We start from the raw sequence: 22,458 nt of genomic DNA on the forward strand, positions 1-22,458 counted from the left end.
AAGCTCGTGTATAGAATGTTTGCTGTAGTAAAAAGAGAACAACCTTTTGTAAATTTAATACGATATAATTTGCATATGTCTTAGAATACACAGATGTTTATGAGTAAACAAGATGTTTTAATCTTTTCATTTTTCAGCTGATGTATTTCTTGGTTTTGACCTCAATTTCTGAGCCTTCGGCAAGCATTACAGAAAGAGGTTTCTGATGGTTCAGGCATTCAAAATCATTGCCGTATATTTTTTGAAAATCTACTTCCAACTCATATTCTTTTACGCTGTAGCATTCCCATTTCGGATGACAGACTTCGTATTCGGAGGTTGTATTTTCCTTTTTTGTAAAGCCAAAATAGTGTTCTGTGATGAATTCAAATTCTGAGTTTTCTTCCATTGGTTTTGCTGTATTTTCAGCCTTAATCTGAATAGAATGCCAGTTTTTATCCTTCCATGAATAACGGATCAGCAGTTCATCCTCTCCTTTTTCCATCTGATTTTTCATCGGCATGGTATGATAATTTTCTTTATAAATAGAATTGGCGACCAGACTTAATGCAGGTTTAGGAACAATCTCTTTGATAAAAACTACTCCTCTCTTCCAGATGCCTTTTTCTTTTTTCTTGACGTAAAACCTTAGATTCACTTCTTCAAAATTCCGGTGAAAAGGGATAGGAACTCCCAATAGTCTGGTATTTAAAAACATGAATCCTACGAGGCTTACATAGCATTTGCCTTTATAAAAATCGAGCTCTGTTCCTTTTGGAAGATAGGGCAGCAAAACTTCAGGATTGATTTCGTAATTGATGATAGCCAGCTTTCGCCATTCTGCTTTTAAAAAGTTCATAACGCTGTTTTTAAGGTTAAAAAATCGCAATTCCTTCACGAACAGAAGATTCTGCAATAGTTTTGATCATTTCATTTCTTCTGAGTAAAAATTTCCTTAGATATCCTTTAAGAAAAATTGAGTTAAATAATTTCCCTAAAATGCCCAGCGGAGATTCAAATTCGAAAATATCTGTCATCAACGTATTTCCGTTTACAGATTTAAAAATATGTCGGTGACGCATAGATTTGAAGGCTCCTTTCTGCATGACATCAATAAACTGAAACGGATTTTCCATGCTGATAATTTTCGTGGTGAGATTTTGATAAACTCCCAGATGTTTTGCCCGCCAGGTTACGGTTTCGTTTTCTTCAATCAATCCAGAAGTACGTCCTGCAATGGCTTTTTCATTAGACTTACAAGTGGATTGCTGATGCAGATCGATATTTCTTGCCAGATCAAAAACATAGTGAATATCTGCTTTGATGACTGTATTTAAATAGATGGTTGACATTTCTAAAACGTTTTAGCTTGTTATATTTTAATTCCAAAAGTGGTCAGAATAATGATTGTTAGCGCTGTTATTCTAAATAATATCCAGGAAATGGTAGGAAGATAATTCAGCTTTAATATTCTGCACCTTCTGATATGTTCCAGAAACATGATCACTACTACAATTCCAAAATATATCATATAAAAAACAGGAGTAAAACTGGTCATGAGCGCAGGAATTAACAGTAAAGTTCCGATTAAAGAAACAGTCATCATATTTCCTAGATAATCCCAGATTTTATCTTTGAGATAAGCTTTTAAAAAGATAGTCTGCCAAAGGATCTGACCAAGGCAAATGGCAAATTCTCTCACGAAATTCCTCTCTAAATTCAAGTTCAGTTTACCAGAAAATATACTTAAGATATATGCCGAAAAAATAACAACAAAACCGATGTATGCAATTCTGTATTTCATGTTAAAATCCGGCACACAGGATTGCTCTGTATCGTCTATTTGAGAAGGAATGATCTGTTTCCGGTTGTAAGAGACGAAGGAATACAGTTTTTTAAAAAGCCAATACAGAGGCTTCTTTCTTGCTATTTTCTCCAACAACGGAAAAGAGTTTCCAATGATGAGAAGCAGACTGTCTAATCCATATACAACTTGGTTTCTGTTATGGTCTACCAATGCAATCTCATTTTTTGCACGGTTGAAATCTATCAGGGTTTTATTTCTCAATGTGATTTCTGTAAAGGCTTCTCTTCCATCTTCATCCAGCATTCCGCATTTTGTAAAACCTTTGGAGTAGAGATTACACATAGGACATTCATCGTCGTAGATTAATGTGTGGTTTTTGAGCGTTTTCATAATTGTGATTTATAAGGTTCATAAGTAGTGTAACAGTCATAAACATACGCCGCTGCCATCACAGGGCTATATAAAAGAGCGACCATTAAAACATATCCAAAAAAATCATTGATGTGTTTCTCTGTAAACAAGATGGTTACAATAATCCAGACCGGTACTATTACAATTCCATACGCGATATACAATGCTGACTTTTTTGTTTTGAAAAACAGTTTGATCAGGAAACTTACCAATTGAGGAATTCCTACTATAAAATAAAACAGAACAAATCCAGACAAACCACCAAATATAAAAGCCTGAGGCCCAATTATTATAAAGAATAACTGAATGTAATAATCATATTTTGCAAATGTTTTCATGGTAGCAATGGTTTTAAAGTGATCCTTTTCGTCTGAAATAAATAATCAGGAATAAGTGAATGATTAAATTTTTCATAATTATTATTAATTTTATATTTTCAGTAATTTTTGAAAATTAGATTGAAATAAAAAAGGATTTTCATCCAGTTTTATTTTATTGTAGCTTATTCTTTTTTAAATAGTCTTTCAGTGTATACCAGGTAGAAAATCTACAGGTAGTGTCATTAATGGTATCTGATTTTCCTTTATGACAGTAAATATATTCATCTCTTGTGGTACACTCTCCATCTTTAGGAATTTCTCTTATTATATTTTCCGTTTTTACCAAATACGCCCATGCTTCTTTATCCAAAATTTTCAAACTACCATTTTTCAGGCGGAGAAAGTAATTCTTTCCCTTATTAATGATGATTATTGAATCTTTACCCTGATGAAAACATCCTCTTGATTGAAATACCAATTTTGCTTCCGAGTCTTTTAGATTTTCAAAAACAGCTTTTTTATTTCTTTTTAATAAATAATCAGGATTAATACTAACTCTGTATGTTTTAGATTCATCAACTTTTATTTCTTTTTTTATGGTTTCTCCAAAAAGATTTTCATAAACAAATGAATACTTTCCTTCTTTTAAACTGTCAAATTTTATATTGGAATTTAAGAAAAGAGCATACCCTTCAGGTTCTAGAATTTTGAAAATATTCTCATCCTTATAGATTTCAATTTTGTACAAATCGTGACGTCCATTATCATATTTATCAGAGTTTTCTATATGAATATCGAAATTTGCCATTACATTTTTCTGACAGCTCATCATCAGAGTTAAAAGACATAGTAACAAAAGATTTCTCATTTTTTGAAAATTTATTTCAACAGATTGGTAATTTTCCCTACCAGCCAGTGGTCATCACTTTTTATCGCCAGATCCATGATATTGTTGATTTTTCCGGTGACAGAGCTGAAATCATTCATCAGCTTGATAAATTCCTGTGCTTCTTCCGAATCTTTATCCTCAATATTTTTTAATTCTTCAAGAAAGGAAATCACAGGTTCAATCTCTCTTTTTCTTCTTTCTTTGGTAATTTGTTTGAACAGATACCATACATCTTTTTCTGCTACGAAATACTCTTTGCGGTCGCCTTTTACAAATTCTTTTTTCACGATGCCCCAGTCTATCAGAGCACGTAAATTCATATTAGCATTTCCTCTTGAAATCTCCAGCTGTTCCATAACTTCATCAGTAGAAAGAGGTTTTCCGCTCGCCAGAAGCAATGCATGCACCTGTGCCATCGTACGGTTGATTCCCCAATTGGTAGCAAAGGTTCCCCAGGTCTGAATGTATTTTTCTTTTGCTTCTGAAAGTTGCATCTTGTTTCCTTTTTTAATTTCTGTAACAAATATAATTATATTTTTTGAATTTTCAATAATTTTTGAAAATTAATTTTAAAAGGTTATTTCTTTTAGAAAGATTTTTTATGATCCTTGTCAAGGTTTAAAACCTTGACAAGGATAAATAGATACCTGTTTCAGTTGATAAAAATTAAGGTTCAATACTGGTTGTAATCCCTTGATTCCAATATTTTGCTTCCGGCATATAATACAGATATACATTGCTAGATTTCCCTGTATACGTTCCGGCAAATTCCACTTTGAGATCAAGATTAATAGTCTTTGTTTCCTCAGCATTGAAATGTTCCCAGTATAAAACCAGATAGTTGTCAAATATTTCATAGTAAGAAACCTGTTTTTTATCAACCATATCCTTCAGTAAAGCATTTTGCAGCGTCAGTCCTGCTGGTATACCAATTTTGGCTATGGTCATTGGCAGCTCACCGTTTATTTTGTTTTTTACGGTAACTGTCATTCTCCTGGTCTCCCCTATTTTTGACATTCCGGATTTTAAGTTGGTCTCCATGGTAAGTGGAATATCCTTGCTTTCCGGAGCTTGTAGCGTGTAATATTGATATTCCAGCTTATAAGGCAGTCCATTTTTATTTGGATAATGAATATTAATCGTATTTTCTCCGGCCTTAAATGCTGATGAAGTACTTATCATAGGTAAGGTTTGTGCTTTATTAATGGTGATCACCGGCTTTTCAGATCCATACAACTTATCATTTTTAGAGAAAAAATCAGATAATGCCTGGATTGCCAGTGTTGTGGCCTGTGTAGATCCGAAGCCGAAATAGCCATTCAAACCAATAAGCTGATCAACTGCTTCAGCAATTTTCAGCTGATTGAGTTTCTCATCTTTCTGAAGCGCCATTATATATAACGAAAGTGTTTCTGCATCTGCAGACATTCCCCATGAACCTGTAAAAGTAACTTCAGATTTTACCTTCTTTGTTTCATATTGTTTGTCCAGAATGTTTATCAGATCGTCATATTCTTTTTGTTTCCCAAGATGTGCTGCTGCATTAGCTAGTAAAGCCAATTGATAAGAATCTTTTGTAGCCAAAGCTCTTTTGAGTGTTACCTGAAAGGAGTCTTCAATTTCATTTTTAAATCCAAGTTTGGATAAAGCATATACTACATACATATTTCTTGACCATGAAAATTCAGAAAAATCTTTTTGGGACTCATAGGGTTTTCTTACTTCGAATAATCCGTTAGCATTCTTTTTCGACAAAATAAATGAGGAAAGTCCCTGGATGAGCTTAGCATCCGGATTCACGTACTTCTTCAATTCCATAAATTCCAATAACGCAAATGCTGAAAGGGCGACATCTGATTCTGCGGAGCTGAAATACCCGAAACCTCCGTCTTTATTTTTATAGCTCAGCAGCTTCTGGAAGCCTTTTTTCAGGTTTTTTATCACCAGATTTTCAGTTGCGGTGTCTATTTTTTTATTTGATTTTAAATAATCAAGAATAAAAATGTTAGGATATACTGTTGAGGAAAGTTGTTCAAAGCATCCATAAGGTTCTTTTTTCAGCTGTTCTATATCTCCAAACATCTTCAGCGCTGTACTTTCAAATACATAATAGGATGAATACAGGCTTCCGTTGATATACTCCGGAATATTGATTTTGAGATCTTCTGTTTTATTATTAATGATGGAAAACTGATGGAGAAATCCTTTTTCTTCTACTTTAAACGGAAGAATCATTGTCTCTCTGAAATCTCCTGATTTGATGGTCAACTGGATATTGGAATTCACTATCTCATCGGTCTGTATTCTTACAAATAATCTTCCTGATTCCAATGGCTTTAAAGTGATAAGACTATCAGAACTGATAAGTTTTACATGGTTCGGAACAATTACATCCATGGTCATTTTGCGCGTTTCAGGAGAATTATTTTTAATCACCACAGGAATTGTCATCTGATCTGTTCTCGTCAGATACTGAGGAATTTTAGCATCAATAGAAATAAGACTCTGCGCAGCGTACGTAGTTTCATCCCTTCCCACAAGTCCTGAAGCAGAAATTCCTTCTGTCATAATTCTGAAAGTAGAATTGGCATCTGAATTATAAAACTCCACTTTTGCCTTCCCATTTTTATCCGTTTCTACTACCGGATTCCAGTAAAGCGCTTCTCTGTAATCAAAACGGTAAGAGGTATTGGTGGATTTATATTCAGGATAAACAAATTCTCTTGCCCCTGCATATGAAATAAGATTTCCATAAGGCAAAGTTTGTATGGCGAGGTAAGATTTCGGAGTAATATCAAAACTTATTTCTGATTTTCTATTTTTGGATGAGTTGACGATCACTACACCATTCACAGCTCTGCTTCCGTAAATAGCGGTAGCAGCAGCATCTTTCAAAACGGTAATACTGTTGATATCATTTGGATTAATTGTCGTATTAAAGTTTTCGACAGGAATACCATCCACAATGAATAGCGGGTTCTTATTGGTAATAGAGGCCGTTCCTCTGATATTGATCTGTTCTCCCGCTCCCGGCTGCCCGGCACTTGTGACCACCAATCCGGCAACTTTTCCACTCAACAGAGAAGTTACGCTGGCATTCTGCATTTCCATAGAAGAAGATACTGTGGTAGAAGCAACCGTTAATTGATCTTTCTTTACACCGTACCCCACAACAATTACTTCTTCAATACTCTTATTTCTACTGATAGTATCAGTTTTTGATCTTCCCGGGTGATTTAACTGACTGGTATTGTTTCTGTTTTCTTTTTTTACTTCTTCTTTTCTTTCAGCTTCCTTTACAATTTCTTCTACATCTATATGGGTAAGTTTCTGCTTTGCTAAAGGATTAATATCCAGATTATAAGACAGAATTCTGATTTTCAGCTGATGTTTAGGCTGAAAAGACTTTGCAATAATTTTATAAGAATTATTTGCATTTAAATCCGAAAAATAGAACTTTCCATTTTCTGCAACAGCCTGCTTGAGAATCTTTTTATTATAGGTATCCAAAAGAAAAACATCTGCTTTCACCGGCTTTTTGTTTTCATCTTCTACTACGCCATACATTGTGTTTTTCTTTTCAGGAAGGTATTTGTATTTATTGCTCTTCACAATTTCCGGAATAGGCTCAAAATATCTGTAACCGTTTGTCAGCATTACAAGATCTAAGCTTTTACCTGCTTTTTCTTCTTTTTTATCGAAATAAAACTGAGGTTTTTCAATTTTCCCTTTGAGCTCAGAGTCCATCAAAAGCCAGGAAATCATATGATTCTGTTTATCATCGGCATATGTCCATAGCTTATCATCTACCACACTTATTCCAAGATTAGCGGGAACAGGTTTATTATTTTCATCGGTAGTTTCAATATTCAGCATTACTTTTTCCCTCGGAAGATAATGTTGCTTTACAGGAGTAACTTTTATATTCAGCTGGTTTACTTTATTGGTAAAAACAATCCTTTCTGCAAGCGGCATACTGTTTTCAAGAATGGTAAATCTACAGATTCCTGTGGGGAGATCTTTTTCTGCAATTTCCAAAGAATTTATTCCTTTTTTCAGCGAAATGATTTTGCTGTAAACATCTTTTCCACGGAAACTTCCCTGCAGGGTAATTGTTTTTTCCTGGGTAGAAACGATGGTAACATTCAGGTTTTTATTTTCATTCTGAATATTCAAAACCAGTCCTTCATTTTTTGCTGCCGGGAGATTAAAAGTCTGGGTAATATTTTCCGGTTTTACAACTTTTGCATAATAAGATTCTCCTATTGTAGGGGTAAACCTGAAGTTTCCCATTCCGAAATTATAGGCTGAAATTTCCTTTATTTTTTCGTGATTCTGATTGTAAACTGCCAGAACAGCATCTACAGGTTTTTCAAACTCATCCAGAATTTTAAAAGCGATATTCTGTTCTATTCCATTGACAAAAGTTCCGCCTTCAGGTAAGAATTTCACATCCAGATTATTCAGGACAACAGGAATATTTCTGGAAATGGATTCTGTAAATCCGTCAAAATTCACCTTGATATTCAAAAGAGCATCAGAGGATTTCAAAACTCCAGGAAGCGTAAAGGTCAACCGTTTTTTGCCTTCTTTATCAGTAATAAGTTTTCCTTCTGAAATGGTTTCTCCGTTGTGCATTACGGTGTAATCTGCTTCGTAAAAAGGAATCGGAAGATTGCCAAGACTTCTCATTGAAAAATCGGCACTTACCTCATCTCCCGGGCCATATCCATTTTTAGGAAAATCAAGCTTCATTAAAATCCTTGGTGATACTATTTTCTGGAGGGTAATTTCTTTTTCGAAGGTATTTTTCCCTTCTTCGTTCTGCATCCAGTTGGTAAAAGCTCTGATTTTATAGATACCACCCTTCATGTCTTCAGCAAAATAGAAATCTCCCCGGGCGTATCCATTGGTAATTTCATATTTTAATTTTTTCACAATACTTCCTGCAGGATCTGTTATTTCGAAATTTACGACCCTGCTTTCTTCGACCGGTAAATTATTGTTTCCTTTTACCACATATATTTTAAAATACATTTGCTCCCCAGGTTTATAAAAAACATGATTGGTCTGAATGTAGGTCTTTTCTTTTTCAAAGTCCTGAAATGGTTGCTGGCCTTTCACAGAAAAGGCTGAAAGCAATAAGCACAGCAGGATGATATAGGTTGATATAAACTTGAGATTCATGAGTTAAAATTTAAGTGAAACAATACAGCCAAATGTTTTAAAGGAAGGAAGATTAAAAAAATCCAATCCTCTTCCATTGCTCATATCGTCGAAATTCTGGTTGGGATCTACCCCATTATTAGCCTGCCAGAGCATGATATTGTTTACATAAAAAGTCAGTTTAAGATTCTGTTTCCTGTTGTTAATCGGGAAATCTGAGGAAAGGGATATATTGTTGATTCTTATATAATCTGCCTTTTGAACATAATTTTCAGCCACGCCTAAATAACCGTACCTCGACCACCTGTTTTCCATAACATTCTGGTTGGGATCATAGAAATCCACAGGAATCTGGTTGACAGTTCCATTGGCCTGTACACCTTCGAAAATATAATTTTTGATGTTCCTTTCTTCTCCTGAGCCGTAAGAACGACCGTAATAATCGAGAACAGCCTGTGTCCCGTTCCAAAGGTGGCCTCCTTTTTTCCATTCCCAATTGATATCTAAAGACCAGTTTTTATAGGCAAAACTGTGGTTGAATTTCATTACAAAATCCGGTGTAGGATCTGCAATAATTTTCATTCCGTCTGCTTTTTTAGGAAATCCGAACTCATCAATGATCAATTGTCCGGCTGCATTTCTTTCAAAGTAACTGCCCATGACAGCACCCAAAACCTGACCTTCTGATAGTGTTTTATAAATATCTTTGAATCCTGAAACCGCCAGATCCTGATATCCCGGAGCCATGCGATCTACAATATCTTTATATTTGAAAAAGGAAACTTTATGGGTGGTATACATATCGTATCCCAGACGTAATCGTTCGTAAGCAAAATTGAATTCATATCCGCTGTACGTATGATCTGCTATATTTTTAAGTCGTAACTGATTGTTTTCAAAAACAGGAAATATATCATCAGTATTCTTTTTATTAAAATATTCTCCATCTACGCTTATTTTATACCCAAGATTCAGCCTGGCTCCAATTTTCCATTCCTGAGTATTAATATTTGATAAACCACGGAAACTTTCTACTTCCTGTACCGGAAAATATTGATTGTAATTTTCCGCCTTCAGCAAAGTAGTAGAATACGAAGCATAGGATCTTGTAATTTCCGGCTCGGAGCTTAATTGTGTATAGCTTCCCAATAATTTAAAATTGTAATTATACCAATTGAAGATCTCATTGAACTTCAAATAAAAGTTAGCCTTTGGAAGCCAATAATTATTTTGAATAGAAGTATTGGAGATATAAAATGAATTTCCAAGATTAAAACCTGCTTCAAAATCATAATCGCGGATGTTCATATTATAATTAAAAATATGATCCTGTGAAGTTCTCTGATAGAGATACTTTTGATGAGTCAGGCTGTTATAAATGTCGGATTTTTTATCATTTAAAATAAAATTCAGGCTGAAAGTATTTCTAAAGTTATAGCCTCCCAATGAATAAGAGCCCTGTATATTGGAATGATAGGAACTGTTGTTTTGAATCCTTTCATTCGATATACCGCTGATGAAACCATAAGTAGAAGGTTTATATTGGTCCTGATTCCAGGTAGTAATACTTTCATAGGACTGAGTAATATTCAGTTTAAACTGATCCCAGTCTTTCGCTACGTTCAGACTAAACTGCCTGCCCCGATTCTTATAGCGGTATTTGCTATCCTGCTCAAAAAGGAATGAAGGATTGTCTGCATATTTGCTGTAGCTTCTCTGCGAACCGTTATTCAGGAAAGTATTTTGTTCATTTGAAAAAGAAACGGGCGTTAACAATGAGTTTTGGTAAGCTCTGTTGAACAGCCCTATTCTATTGGTATTGGTTGCTTTATCTTCTTCGTAATTAAAAGCAAGATTAATGTAATATCTACCCAAATCTGCATTCAGTTTGGCTTTAAGGGTATTGGTAATATCAAACTGATCCACAAAGTACATCGGGTTCTTTTGCTGCCCCAGATTCAGGGCAAGACGGAGTTTTTCATTGTTACCCTGTTGTATAAAAGCATTTAGATTCAACTGGTTATTATAACCTACTGTGGTTTTAAAAAGGTTATTATCGTACCTTTTTGCACGCTGAAGTCCATCAACCCATGGAATTAGTTTTCCATTCTGATCGTACTCGTAAGGTAACCCACTAAATCCAAGGGTAGATAGATCCGGTCCAAAACTGAACATTTCATTCGTTTCAGGGCCTTTCCAAACAAGATTTCCATTCTCAGATCTTCCCTGGACATACTTATTTTGAGTCTCCGGAACAGCATTTCTGCTTTTAATATCAAAAGATGTGGTAAAGCTTCCGTTAAAGAGCAATGTTGTCTCATTGATCCTTTTTAAAACATAAACACTGTCGTTCTTTTGCTTTAATTTTCTTATTTTATCAAAGTAAGAATGGGAGCCTTTACTGAGTTGGGTTTTAGTTTTTTCAATACTGAAATCGTCTTTAATCTCCTTTGAAACAAGACTGTCATAGGCTTTACTGTAAATATTTTCAACACTTTTGCTTCCTGTCTGACTTTCCAGAATCGTTTTTAATTCCCTGAGTTCATAAGAAGAAATAACATGGGTATTTTTCCCTTGGTTCCATACAAGGGTATCATAAGGTTTGGCAGCGATGATGGCAAACCCTTTCTCATCAGTCAGTTCATAGATACCGCTGTTCTTATTATAAACCTTTAAAAAATTCTGTTCTTTATCCTTAGATGTCAAAAATTTTCCGGAATAGTACAATTGTGAATTTTGTGCCTGTAATAGAGTAATGGTAAATGGCAGCAACAGCAAATAATTCTTTTTCATCAGTTATTAGTATGCTTAAAAATATAAAAAAAGAAATTTCCGGGGAAATTTCTTTTTTTATAAATTACTTTTGAATTGTTTTATAGCTCTCTATCAGCTTTATAAATTCTGAACGATAGCCTTCTTCATCCTTACTTTTTCCCTGTTTAGCAAGGTTTTCAATATCGGAAAGATCTTTTTTTGTAATCAGTTCTGAGTTTCTAAGTACTAAACCGAACCAGGCTACGGAAGATGCAAATTTAAAATCCGGACTCACTGAAGATTTATTTTCTTTTTTAATCACTTTAGTTATCTCAATGCTTTTGTCTCCATCAGGTTTTTTGTATCTGAATTTTACCGTTGCCATTTCATCTCCAAAGTTCTTCTTTTTAGAAATTTCAGAGTATTTCAATTTTGTTTCTTTTGGGATAAATTCAGAATCTACGTTGGCCGGGATCACTTCATATAAAGCAGTTACTGTATGTCCGCTTCCTAGTTCTCCTGCATCAATCTTATCATTTATAAAGTCTTCATTTCTCAGTTTTCTGTTTTCATAGCCGATCAGTCGGTATGATTTTACATATTTAGGATTAAATTCAATCTGCACTTTTACATCTTTGGCAATGGTATAAATGTTTCCGGCAAATTCTCTTCCCAGGAATTTATTGGCTTCCTGCATATTATCAATATAAGCATAATTTCCGTTTCCTTTGTCCGCCAGAATTTCCATGGTATTGTCTTTGTAATTTCCCATTCCATAGCCGAGGCAGGTAAGGAAAATCCCGGTTTTCCTTTTTTCTGTGATCAACGCTTCGATATCTGAGGTAGAAGAAGCTCCCACATTAAAATCACCGTCTGTTGCCAGAACAACTCTGTTATTTCCTCCTTTTATAAAGTTTTGCTTCGCTAGTGTATAGGCCAGTTCAATTCCTTCTCCTCCCGCTGTACTTCCTCCTGCCTGGAGTTTATCCAGTGCCTGAATTATTTTTTCTTTTTCACCTGCTGACGTTGGGGGAAGTACCATTCCTGCACTACCGGCATATACTACAATCCCAACTTTATCCTTAGGTCTGAGCTGGTTCAGTAAAACTTTAAGAGAAGACTTCAGCAATGGCAGTTTATTTTCCTCACTCATTGAACCTGACACATCAATAAGAAAAACAATATTGGAAGCAGGCAGACGATCCATCGGAATATTTTTCCCCTGAAGTCCTATTTTGAGCAATTTATGTTTAGGATTCCATGGAGATGCACTGTATTCTGTATTAATTGAAAAAGGATCGCCATTGACAGGCTGAGGATAATCATATTTAAAATAATTGATCATCTCTTCTACTCTCACTGAGTTTTTATCAACCTTACCTCCGTAACTGATCATTCTTCTGACATTGGAATAGGAAGCATTATCTACATCAATGGAAAATGTAGAAACAGGTTGATTACGGGTTAATTCAAATGCATTTTCAACTAACGCTGCATATTCTTCATTGTTATAATCAATATCCTGATCTGCCTTTTTTGTAGTCTTTTTAACATTCTTTTTGTCACCTACATGATGGTCGTACACTCTTCCTGATTCAGGGAATTTTATGGAACGTTCTACTTCCATTGCGGTCACTGACTTCGGTTTTGGGCAGCCATTATATTCCGGTAATCCCGGAACCGTAGGACAGGCATCATCTTTGTCCAAAATACCATCTCCATCTGTGTTCGGCCATGGACAGCCATTATTTTCAGGAGGTCCTGCCACTGTAGGACATGCGTCATCTTTATCAATAACACCGTCTCCATCCGACTCTACCCACGGACAGCCTTCATTTTCTACCGGACCGGCAATATCAGGGCATTTATCCAATTGATTAGGAATTCCATCCTGATCCTTATCTTTCCTGACACTGTAAGTCTTTGTCTCCTTGGACGTTTCAGTATTTTTTTGAGTTTTACAGCTTGTCAATGCAACAAGCCCTAGCATGGTTATTACAATTTTTTTCATCTTTAAAAATTTCGACAGGAAATTATTAAAATAAATTCAAACCTGTTAATAATTGTTAAATAAAACTTATTCCTTAAATAAAAAAGACAGTTAATTTTTAATGATCTTAAATGTCTCCCACAGATCATTAGTATGAATACGTACAAGATAAATCCCTTGAGGACAAGAAGTTAAATCAATTGTATTTTTACCTTCCGGTAGTTTTTCTTTTCTCATAATAATCTTTCCGGCAAGATCATAGATAAACAGTTCTTCAATTGGTTTTCTTGTTTTTATCTGCAGCTGACCTTTTGTAGGATTTGGAAATAGTACAGTTTTACTCTCAACCTGACTCTCAATTTCTTTTTCCATTTTTTTGTTGATGTTATCATTTGAAATTCCTGCGCTGCATTCTGGCAAAACAGCTCTCTGAAGGATTAATCTTAATAATAAATCATTCAGTTTTTCAACTTCATAAGAATCTATGGTAGGTTTGATATGGCTGTTTCCTATTCCACTGTCATCTGTAAGGAACGTATAGGTTCCATTGGTGAGTAAAGCAAATGTACGCATCAGATATTCCGTTTGTTTATCGGTATCACTGGCTGCCAGTGGAATAATGGTAATTCCTTTCTTTGCGGCAGCCTTTATTGTACTATAAAGTTCCTTTATATTCTGTTCTGAATGGTGTGGAGGAGCATCCAGAATTAAAAACATTATTTTAGTAGAATTTTCATCACTCCACTTCAGCTCATCAACAGAAACTTTTAGTGCTTCTACAACAGCTTCCGGCGTATCGCCGCCACCGCCGGCCATCTGTTTTTTAATAAATCCTACAAGGTCTTCTGCTTTTTCTGAAAAATCAAACTTCCGGGTTACATATTCATCCCCCTGATCTCTGTAAAAAACTGATCCATATCTTACCGTTGTATTCTTAAGCTGTCCTTCGATCTTTTTCAACACATCCAAAAGTTCAGACTGAAGATAAGAAATCTCATCCCCCATAGAACCGGTAGCATCCACTACGAAAGCAAGATCCAATACACGCTTTTGCAGACAGTGTTTATCAAGAATAATCAGGTTTTGTCCATTTTTAAAGGTTCTGAGATTACTGCTGATGATCTGCCCTGAACCATCAGATAAATAATATTTCTCTGAGTCCGGTTTCTCATCAGTCATCGGTGATATCCATAATTCCACATTGCCCAGATTATCTGAAACTGCTTCCCAGATAATATTTTTCTTATCATCCAATAGTTTTATTTTTTCCCCTATTACCGGTTTTCTGTCTTGATTGACCAACTGAACTGAAACCCTTTTATCAGGGAAGAACTTCCATGTATTTTTATACTGATCCAGAGTAGGAACTGCAATATCTTTCCAATAATCCCACTTAGAAAAATCGTTAACTTCTCCTGCTGTCAACTGACCTGCTTTGGGAAGTTTTTTTTCAGGTTCTTCAGGTTCTTTTAGTATTTCCTCTTTACTTTCTGAAGAAACTTTTTTAAGTTTTTCTATTTCATCTTTAGATAATCCATTCGTGGTGATGACAACAACTCCGTTATTAGCTTTGCTTCCATACAGGGCAGTGGCTTCAAGACCTTTCAGTACTTTTAATTCTTTTATTTTTTTAGGATCAAGGGTATTTAAAAATCCAGATTCTCTGCCTAATACAATTCCATCAACAATATATAAAGGGTTCGTAGAATGGCCATCAATACTTTTTGCTCCTCTGATTGATATTTCATCACGTTTTTTAATTCCAGTGGTTACTTCTATTCCGGCAACACTTCCTGCCAATGAAGATATTGCAACCGGAGCATGTGCAGAAGTTTTGTCTGTGGAAGCAATCATCACAGTGGAAGCAGATGAAACAGTCTTACTTTTAACTGTTTTTGAATATCCCATCACTACCACTTCTTCAATACTCTTAACGGCATTGGTATCTTTGCGTTGCCCTGAATAGATATAATCTACTTTTCTATCACTATATAAAGTATCATTTTTCTCTTTTTCTGAAAACACGGGATTGGGCAATGTTTTCTGAGGAAATCCCACAGGATATTGAGTATGAGTTGGCAGTGTATTAATTGCCAGTTTTTCTACCGGCTTAACACTATTTTTCTCTTTCTGGATATTCTGTTTTGTAAGGCTGTCTATTTTTGCAATATCAACTTTATTACCAGGAACGTTTGACCCTTTATTTTCTGTTATTACAGGTTGTGAAGGTTCAGCAACCTCTTTTTTATTCATAAAGTAGAAAGCCCCTAAACCAATCATCAAACTTGCAGCAATACCATAGGGCAGCCAAAGAGGAATGATTTTCTTTTTATCTTCTTTTTTATCTAATTTTTCTTCAATTTTTTCCCATACTTTCTCAAAACCAGGAAAAACTGTTGGCTCTTCTGAAAGCTTGGAAGCTTCATTGAATTGTTGATCTATATGATTATTTTCCATTGTTGTAAAAGTTTAAATGTTTTGATTTACGAGAAGCTCCTGCAGCTTTTTTCTTGCAAAATTGAGCTGGGATTTTGATGTTCCCTCGCTGATAGAAAGCATGGTGGCTATTTCTTTATGAGGATAACCTTCAATAGCAAAAAGATTAAAAATCGCTCTGCAGCCTTCCGGGAGAAAATTCAGTAAGCTCAGAATATCTTTTTCCAGAGAAAGGTTTTCTGTAGTTCCTTCGGAATGATCCATGAAATTTTCTTCCAGGGAAATAAACAGTCCTTTATCTGATCTCAACTTCTGAAGGCATTCGTTCACTGCAATTTTTTTTGCCCATGCTTCAAAGGTATCGGCATTCTGAAGCTGGGTAATTTTCGTAAAAATTTTGTAGAATGTATCGGCTAATACTTCTTCTATATCTTCGTCGTTTTTCAAATAGCGTCTGCAGACTGAGTAAAGCCTGCCCGCCATTTTCTCGTAAACCTTCCGCTGGGCATTGCGGTTGCTACGCTGGCATTCCAATAATAATTCTTGTTCCATAGTCAGGAGTTATACTATTATAGATGCGGAAACTTTTGAAAGGGTTGGAAACATGATCAACTTTTTTTGAGTAAAAGGGTAAATTGGCAAATGAACCTCTATTAATTCAGCCTTTTTTGTATTTTTTTTAATTTCAAATTTAACTTTTCCATCTGTAACAAATCTCTATTATCAACGACTCTTAATATAAATAATCTTTTTATAGTAATGAAAAATGCCAAAATTGCATCATTACTTTTTGTTTTGTCTGCAGGAAGTATGATGTTTGCCCAAGATGACTTAATCAATAAGTTAAAAAACAACCAATCACAAAATGCTAATTTTCAGTTCACAACGTTAAAAGACGTTGGTGCAACTTCAGTAAAGAACCAGGGTTCATCAGGAACTTGCTGGAGCTACTCCGGAAATTCTTTCCTTGAATCTGAAATGCAGAGAATGGGCAAAAAACCTGTAGATCTTGCTGAAATCTTTACAGCAAGAAATTCTTACCACGATAAAGCAAAATTATATGTTTTGAATAATGGTGCTATCAGCTGGGGAGACGGAGGAGAACTTCACGACGTAATCAATATGTACAAAAAGTACGGAGCAGTTCCTCAGGATGTTTACACTGGATTAAAAGCCGGACAGACTACGAATAACTTCAAAGAAATGCAAGGAAAACTGAAGCCGGTTCTTGACAGCCTTGTTCAGGCTTCCTCAAAAGGAAAGCTTACAGACAACTGGATGGATTCTGTGGATGCTATTCTTGATGAATATTTAGGAAAAGTACCTGCTAACTTTACGTATGAAGGGAAAAACTATACTCCGAAAACATTTGCTAAAGAAGTTGTGGGAATCAATCCTGAAGATTATGTAGAATTATCTTCTTATAAAGATTATCCATATTTTCAGAAATTTGTAGTTCCAATTCCTGATAACTGGAGCCATGATTCTGACTGGAATGTTCCGATGAAAGACCTTACTGCAATCATCGACAATGCTGTAACTAAAGGATATTCTGTAGGTTGGGCAACGGATGTTTCTGAGCCTTATTTCTCTTACAAAAACGGGGTAGCGTACGTTCCGGACATGGATCTTGATCAAATTACTGCAGAAAACAAACAAACTTTGTTTACGGAGCCTAAAAAAGATAAAACCATCACTGAAGACATGCGTCAGAAAGCACTTAACAATCTTTCTACAACGGATGACCACGGTATGCATATCGTAGGTTTGGCAAAAGATCAAACGGGTAAAGAATATTATATGGTGAAAAACTCATGGGGTGTAACCAATGATTTCGCCGGATATCTGTATGTAACAAGACCTTATGTTGAATACAAATCAACAGCAATCCTTGTTCACAAAAATGCAATCCCAAAAAGCATCTTAAAGCAATTGAAACCAACTAAAAATATTGGTTTATAAGATAAAGAAATCATTTCTGCCACTTTGAAGTGGCAGTATTAGATATTTAAATCTGTTAAAACCCGCTCATGGAAATTCTGTGAGCGGGTTCTTTAATAAATAGGTGAAAATTAAATATAAAATAAAGTGAATTATGCTGATTTAATACCAGATTGAATCGTCAATTCTTTTTCGCGAATGAATAAATTATGCTGTTAAAAAACCACCGCGAAACGAAATCACAATTCATAACTGATATTAAAATAAAACGCCCATACTCTCAGCTGAGAAGTCAAGCAGAGCTTCTGTATTTCCATCTTTGATCTTCTGTACCCACTGGTGGTCCTGTAAAATAGCTCTTCCTACAGCAACAAGATCAAATTCCTCATTATCAAGTCTTCTGATCAATTCTGTAAGGTCTCTTTTTTCTGTTCCCTGTCCTGCAAAAGCATTCAGGAAATCTCCGTTTAAGCCTACAGAACCTACAGTAATGGTTGGCTGTCCGGTAATTTTCTTGGCCCATCCTGCAAAGTTTAAATCAGAACCTTCAAATTCCGGTTCCCAGAAACGACGCTGCGAACAGTGGAAAATATCTACTCCAGCTTCTTTTAATGGTAATAACCATTCTTCCATTTCATTAGGAGTAAATGCCAGTCTGGTTTTGTAATCCTGCTGCTTCCACTGGGAAAGACGGATGATAATGGTAAAATCCTCTCCTACTGCTGCTCTGATCGCTTTTACTACCTCTACCGCAAACCGGCTTCTTTCTTTTAAAGTTTTACCACCGTATTCGTCAGTTCTTGTATTGGTCACTTCCCAGAAAAACTGGTCGATAAGATATCCATGCGCTCCATGGATTTCAATACAGTCGAAACCAAGATCTTTCGCTGACTTTGCAGAGGCTGCAAACTGTGCAATGGTATCCTGAATATCTTCAATCGTCATTTTGGAAGCCTTTTCCATTGGAACCAACGGATAGTCTTCAGACATTCTTGTATCTCCTACGTGCCAGATCTGAGGACCCATTTTACCTCCATTCTGATGTACAGTATCAATAACGTTCTTCCAGCCGTTTAAAGCTTCTGTACCATAGAAATCAGGAATGTTCTGTAAGTTCTTTGATCCAGGTCTGTTGATCACAGTTCCTTCAGAAAGAATCAATCCTACTTCAGAAGCGGCTCTTCTTCCATAATAATCTGCGATGTTCTGTGTAGGAACTCCATTATCAGATTGTGCTCTGGTCATTGGAGCCATTACAATTCTATTTTTAAGCTGTAAATTCTTGTATTGAAACGGTTTAAATAATGATGATGTGCTCATATTTAAATTTATATTTTATAATTGTTACACAAAGTAACTAATAATAGTTCACTTTTGTATCCTTTATTAAAAAAATAGTGGTAACTTCGCAGTAACTTACATTAGTAACATCCAAGTAACGTATGAAACTTATGTTCCTTAGGGTTATTTTTATTTAAAATAAATTCCGCCTTATGAAAAAGAATGAATTGATGCAATACAGCTGTCCTCTGGGCAAAGCAATGGCCGCTTTGGGAAGCAAATGGAAGCCTATTATTGTTTTGGTTATCAAAGACAGGAAGTTACGTTTCGGGGAACTGGCAGTACGCATTAATGTCATTTCCAGAAAGGTCTTGACAGATCAGCTGAGGGAAATGGAAACCGATGGACTGGTGATCCGTGAAGAGTTTAAAGAACTGCCTCCAAGAGTAGAATATTCTCTTACAGAAAAGGGATTGGCTTTGTTACCTATTTTATATTTACTGGAGGAATGGGAAGCGAAATATCAGGTGAAAGGGCAGCATACTGAAAATTGAAGCACAAATAAAATGTAGATGTAATATAAATGTTTATAACAAAGATATACAAGCACTTAAAAATGTAAAATTTAAACTTTCGCAATGAATAAATATTTAACTTAATTGTTTACGTCATATTAATTAAATTAAAACATTTATTTCTTTATCATTAATAGACACATACATAAGTCTTATTAGTATCTATAATATAATATTTTTTTGTAAAAAAATATTACATTTGCAACCAAGGAGAAGTCAAACATTTGAATTTATAACTCTCGTGGTGCCAAAATAGGGGCTTGTAATCCTCTCTTCTCCTTTTATAAAAACTATAATGATGACCAGAAAAGAATTTTTATCCTTAGGTTCTTTAGGGATTACTTCACTATTAATTCCAAATTTTTTATTTTCAAAAGAAAAATTCAAACATTTTCCACCTGATGTTAATGTATTACTGAAATCAGCATCTGATCTCAGAAAACAAAAACAATATAATCAAGCAAAGCAGGTTTATGCACACATTATTAGCCAGTTTCCAAACGAAATAAGAGCTTATGATGGGATGAGAAAAACTTTATTATCTCAAAAAAACAAAGAGTGGGAAGTTATTCTTATGTTTAGAGCAGCTTTAGTCTTAAAACCGGAAAATATAGATCTTAAAAAAAGACTCTACAGAGAATATATGAATGCTTCTTTAGGCAATAAGAAAATAAAAAAATTAATTGCCTTTGATGGAAATCTGCTTACTGAAGTGAAAGAGAAATATGAAGGACTTACTAATATAAATACCAGAGGCAAAAAAAATGACAAGCAATATTCAAAAATCTGCAAAATGGTTGAATGTAATGCAGATTCTGAAAATCCTCATAGAAATAAAGCTTTAAAAACTTATAAAAAAGAAAATTGTAAAAAATTTAAAGATAGATTTGCACTTCTTACATCAAGTGAAGTAGACACGAAGCTCGATACATTGCTGGCTAAACCTTCCTCTAAAGATCGTAATCAACATATACGAGAACTTTATTCAAGCTCCTGCAAGAAGCACAGAAAAGAAAAAAATAATTCTGAAGCATTGAATAAGGCAATTTCATATTATAATACAGTAGATAAAAACGATCCTTTATTTTTAAAATACATCCGGGATTTATCAAAACTTCAACATAAATATGATACACTAATTACTATAGAAACCCAAAACCACTCCCTTAAAAAAACTTTCTGGTCTGCCTTAGCTTTACTTGATGTCCATATAAAAAAAACTGAATATCAACACATTGCCCTTCCTACTTTAGTAACTTCTTTATTTTCGTTTTTAGAAACCGAAACAGATACTCCTGAAAAAAAATTTGAATTTATTACCCGCAAAATTAAAGTTGATATATTAAATAATCAGCTCAATAGCGCAAAAGATAAAATACTAAAGCAATGTAGGAATATGTATGGGATTTCCAATACACATACAATAGACCGTATGAATATGCTGATTGCACACTATTATGTAAAAGGTGGAGATATCGAGGGAAAAAATAGAATATTAAGTATTGTTGTTAATCCACAGTCGTTTATTGAATCTTCTGACAGTCTCATACAATCACTAGCATTAATCAATCAGAATAGAAACTTTGCTAAAATCATTCATACTCAAAATCTTCAAAGACTGATTAGTAAGCTATAAATAATATTAACTGGGATGACATAAAAATCAGCAACAACAATTATATCAAAATACTAAACATACATGAGAATCAAATCTATTATTTCTTTTCTTTTATTTATATCTGGCGGAAGTTTATTTTATTCTCAGCTTCTTATTACTGAGGTTTATTATAATACTCCCTTCAATGAAATGCTTCGTTACGACAAAGAAATCAACGGAGTAATTACAGAAGTGAACTCTAAAAGACATCACAGGGGAGAATTTGTTGAAATTTATAATTACAGTGATAAGGATATTAACCTTAAAAACTGGTACTTAAAAGATCTACAGGGAATATTTTGGTTTCCTGAAGTAACCATTAAGAGAGGAGAGTTTATGATCATTGCTTACAGTCCACCTACCTACAATACTTCAGTATTCCCGGAACTGTTTGCTACTACAGCAGGAAAAGAAAACCAGATCATCTATCAGGATCAAATCCTTTTAAGAAATAGAAAAGATCGTATTGCATTGGGATATTCTCTTAATGGATATATACTTTTTGAAAAAAGTTTCATAAAATGGGAGTTCAGGGATGAACCCAAAACCAATCTTGTTCCAAGAATATGGAATACACCTTCAGCATACTATACTATAAAATCTATACAACACCACCCTAATCCACAGTCTACAATAGACCCTAATAATCAACCAAATGGTTACGATATCTATAATTATACTGATACGCCTAATCCTTTAGATGCAACATATGTTCCGGATATGACAAGTTATGATGAACTTGTAAAGGATGAATACCAACATTATTATTCTTTTCTGGACTGGTCAAATAATGTAAGTATCCTTGTTAATAAAATATGTTCAATCAATATTGGAAAAATATCTCAGAACCCTTCCGGTTATTATAGTGGCAATGGAAGCAGTTGTTTCTCCTATGACAGTGCAGGAAATATGATTTCAGGTGCTAACTGCAGTAGTAGTACTACCCCACCTTCGGGATCACCTGGCTTTTCAGCTGACGAACTGGAAAATATAAAAAGTAATATCACCATATATCCTAACCCTGTTACCTCCACTAGTGGTTACAATGTGACTATTTCCTGGTCTGGAGCTGCTTTAGGTAAAATTCAAAAACTTCAGATCTTTACTTCTACAGGAGTTCAACTATACAATTATACTCCTGGATCCAGTAGTACTTCATTCAATATGCAGAACCAACTTCCAGGAACATTTGTAGCCAATTTCACTTTAAATTCTGGACAGGTAGTATCTAAAAATATTTTAAAATGGTAAT

The 22,458-nt window shown here is 34.8% G+C and carries 16 protein-coding genes; 4 read left to right on the forward strand and 12 right to left on the reverse strand.

Features of this window, described 5'->3' with window-relative positions; translation table 11 throughout:
- Nucleotides 1-133 precede the first annotated feature (133 nt).
- From RAH34_RS17925 to RAH34_RS17975, 11 genes are all read right to left on the reverse strand, one after another.
- A complete protein-coding gene (locus tag RAH34_RS17925; RefSeq protein WP_306597014.1) occupies nucleotides 134-838 on the reverse strand; it encodes a YqjF family protein in 705 nt (234 codons plus the stop codon).
- 16 nt (nucleotides 839-854) lie between these two features.
- Nucleotides 855-1,331, reverse strand: coding sequence for an SRPBCC family protein (locus RAH34_RS17930; RefSeq protein WP_306597015.1), 477 nt, complete (start codon nucleotides 1,329-1,331; stop codon nucleotides 855-857).
- A 20-nt stretch (nucleotides 1,332-1,351) separates the two neighbouring features.
- A complete protein-coding gene (locus tag RAH34_RS17935) occupies nucleotides 1,352-2,176 on the reverse strand; it encodes a hypothetical protein (RefSeq protein ID WP_306597016.1) in 825 nt (274 codons plus the stop codon).
- Nucleotides 2,173-2,535, reverse strand: a complete 363-nt coding sequence (locus RAH34_RS17940) for a hypothetical protein (RefSeq protein ID WP_306597017.1) — start codon at nucleotides 2,533-2,535, stop codon at nucleotides 2,173-2,175. The genes RAH34_RS17935 and RAH34_RS17940 overlap by 4 nt, the downstream gene beginning before the upstream one ends.
- Nucleotides 2,536-2,689: 154 nt before the next feature.
- Nucleotides 2,690-3,385, reverse strand: a complete 696-nt coding sequence (locus RAH34_RS17945) for a hypothetical protein (RefSeq protein WP_306597019.1) — start codon at nucleotides 3,383-3,385, stop codon at nucleotides 2,690-2,692.
- Nucleotides 3,386-3,396: 11 nt separating this feature from the next.
- Nucleotides 3,397-3,900 carry a GbsR/MarR family transcriptional regulator gene (locus tag RAH34_RS17950; RefSeq protein WP_034696386.1) on the reverse strand — a complete coding sequence of 168 codons (504 nt, stop codon included), beginning with the start codon at nucleotides 3,898-3,900 and terminating at the stop codon, nucleotides 3,397-3,399.
- Between the two features lie 172 nt (nucleotides 3,901-4,072).
- Nucleotides 4,073-8,593, reverse strand: coding sequence for a TonB-dependent receptor plug domain-containing protein (locus tag RAH34_RS17955; protein WP_306597020.1), 4,521 nt, complete (start codon nucleotides 8,591-8,593; stop codon nucleotides 4,073-4,075).
- A 3-nt stretch (nucleotides 8,594-8,596) separates the two neighbouring features.
- Nucleotides 8,597-11,365 carry a hypothetical protein gene (locus tag RAH34_RS17960; RefSeq protein ID WP_306597021.1) on the reverse strand — a complete coding sequence of 923 codons (2,769 nt, stop codon included), beginning with the start codon at nucleotides 11,363-11,365 and terminating at the stop codon, nucleotides 8,597-8,599.
- A gap of 64 nt (nucleotides 11,366-11,429) precedes the next feature.
- Nucleotides 11,430-13,337: a VWA domain-containing protein gene (locus RAH34_RS17965; protein WP_306597022.1), complete on the reverse strand. Its 1,908-nt coding sequence runs from the start codon at nucleotides 13,335-13,337 to the stop codon at nucleotides 11,430-11,432.
- A 90-nt stretch (nucleotides 13,338-13,427) separates the two neighbouring features.
- On the reverse strand, nucleotides 13,428-15,773 hold the full coding sequence (locus RAH34_RS17970) for a T9SS type A sorting domain-containing protein (protein ID WP_306597023.1): 2,346 nt from the start codon (nucleotides 15,771-15,773) through the stop codon (nucleotides 13,428-13,430).
- A gap of 12 nt (nucleotides 15,774-15,785) precedes the next feature.
- The gene (locus RAH34_RS17975) at nucleotides 15,786-16,304 is read right to left on the reverse strand and encodes an RNA polymerase sigma factor (RefSeq protein ID WP_306597025.1); all 519 of its coding nucleotides are present in this window, start codon (nucleotides 16,302-16,304) and stop codon (nucleotides 15,786-15,788) included.
- A gap of 207 nt (nucleotides 16,305-16,511) precedes the next feature.
- Here RAH34_RS17975 and RAH34_RS17980 point away from each other — a divergent pair, with 207 nt between their 5' ends.
- A complete protein-coding gene (locus tag RAH34_RS17980; protein WP_114821754.1) occupies nucleotides 16,512-17,714 on the forward strand; it encodes an aminopeptidase C in 1,203 nt (400 codons plus the stop codon).
- Nucleotides 17,715-17,951: 237 nt separating this feature from the next.
- On the opposite strand, the gene RAH34_RS17985 is transcribed toward RAH34_RS17980, so the two are convergent.
- On the reverse strand, nucleotides 17,952-19,013 hold the full coding sequence (locus RAH34_RS17985; protein ID WP_306597027.1) for an NADH:flavin oxidoreductase: 1,062 nt from the start codon (nucleotides 19,011-19,013) through the stop codon (nucleotides 17,952-17,954).
- A 173-nt stretch (nucleotides 19,014-19,186) separates the two neighbouring features.
- Here RAH34_RS17985 and RAH34_RS17990 point away from each other — a divergent pair, with 173 nt between their 5' ends.
- The 3 genes from RAH34_RS17990 to RAH34_RS18000 all read left to right on the forward strand — a co-directional run bounded on the left by RAH34_RS17990 (nucleotide 19,187) and on the right by RAH34_RS18000 (nucleotide 22,457).
- Nucleotides 19,187-19,528: a helix-turn-helix domain-containing protein gene (locus RAH34_RS17990; RefSeq protein ID WP_306597028.1), complete on the forward strand. Its 342-nt coding sequence runs from the start codon at nucleotides 19,187-19,189 to the stop codon at nucleotides 19,526-19,528.
- Between the two features lie 319 nt (nucleotides 19,529-19,847).
- Nucleotides 19,848-21,185: a M48 family metallopeptidase gene (locus tag RAH34_RS17995; RefSeq protein ID WP_306597029.1), complete on the forward strand. Its 1,338-nt coding sequence runs from the start codon at nucleotides 19,848-19,850 to the stop codon at nucleotides 21,183-21,185.
- A 63-nt stretch (nucleotides 21,186-21,248) separates the two neighbouring features.
- The gene (locus tag RAH34_RS18000; protein ID WP_306597031.1) at nucleotides 21,249-22,457 is read left to right on the forward strand and encodes a lamin tail domain-containing protein; all 1,209 of its coding nucleotides are present in this window, start codon (nucleotides 21,249-21,251) and stop codon (nucleotides 22,455-22,457) included.
- The last annotated feature ends 1 nt before the right edge of the window (nucleotide 22,458 follow it).

The organism is Chryseobacterium sp. WLY505 (assembly GCF_030846215.1).
In the GTDB taxonomy this organism is placed as follows: Bacteria; Bacteroidota; Bacteroidia; order Flavobacteriales; family Weeksellaceae; genus Chryseobacterium.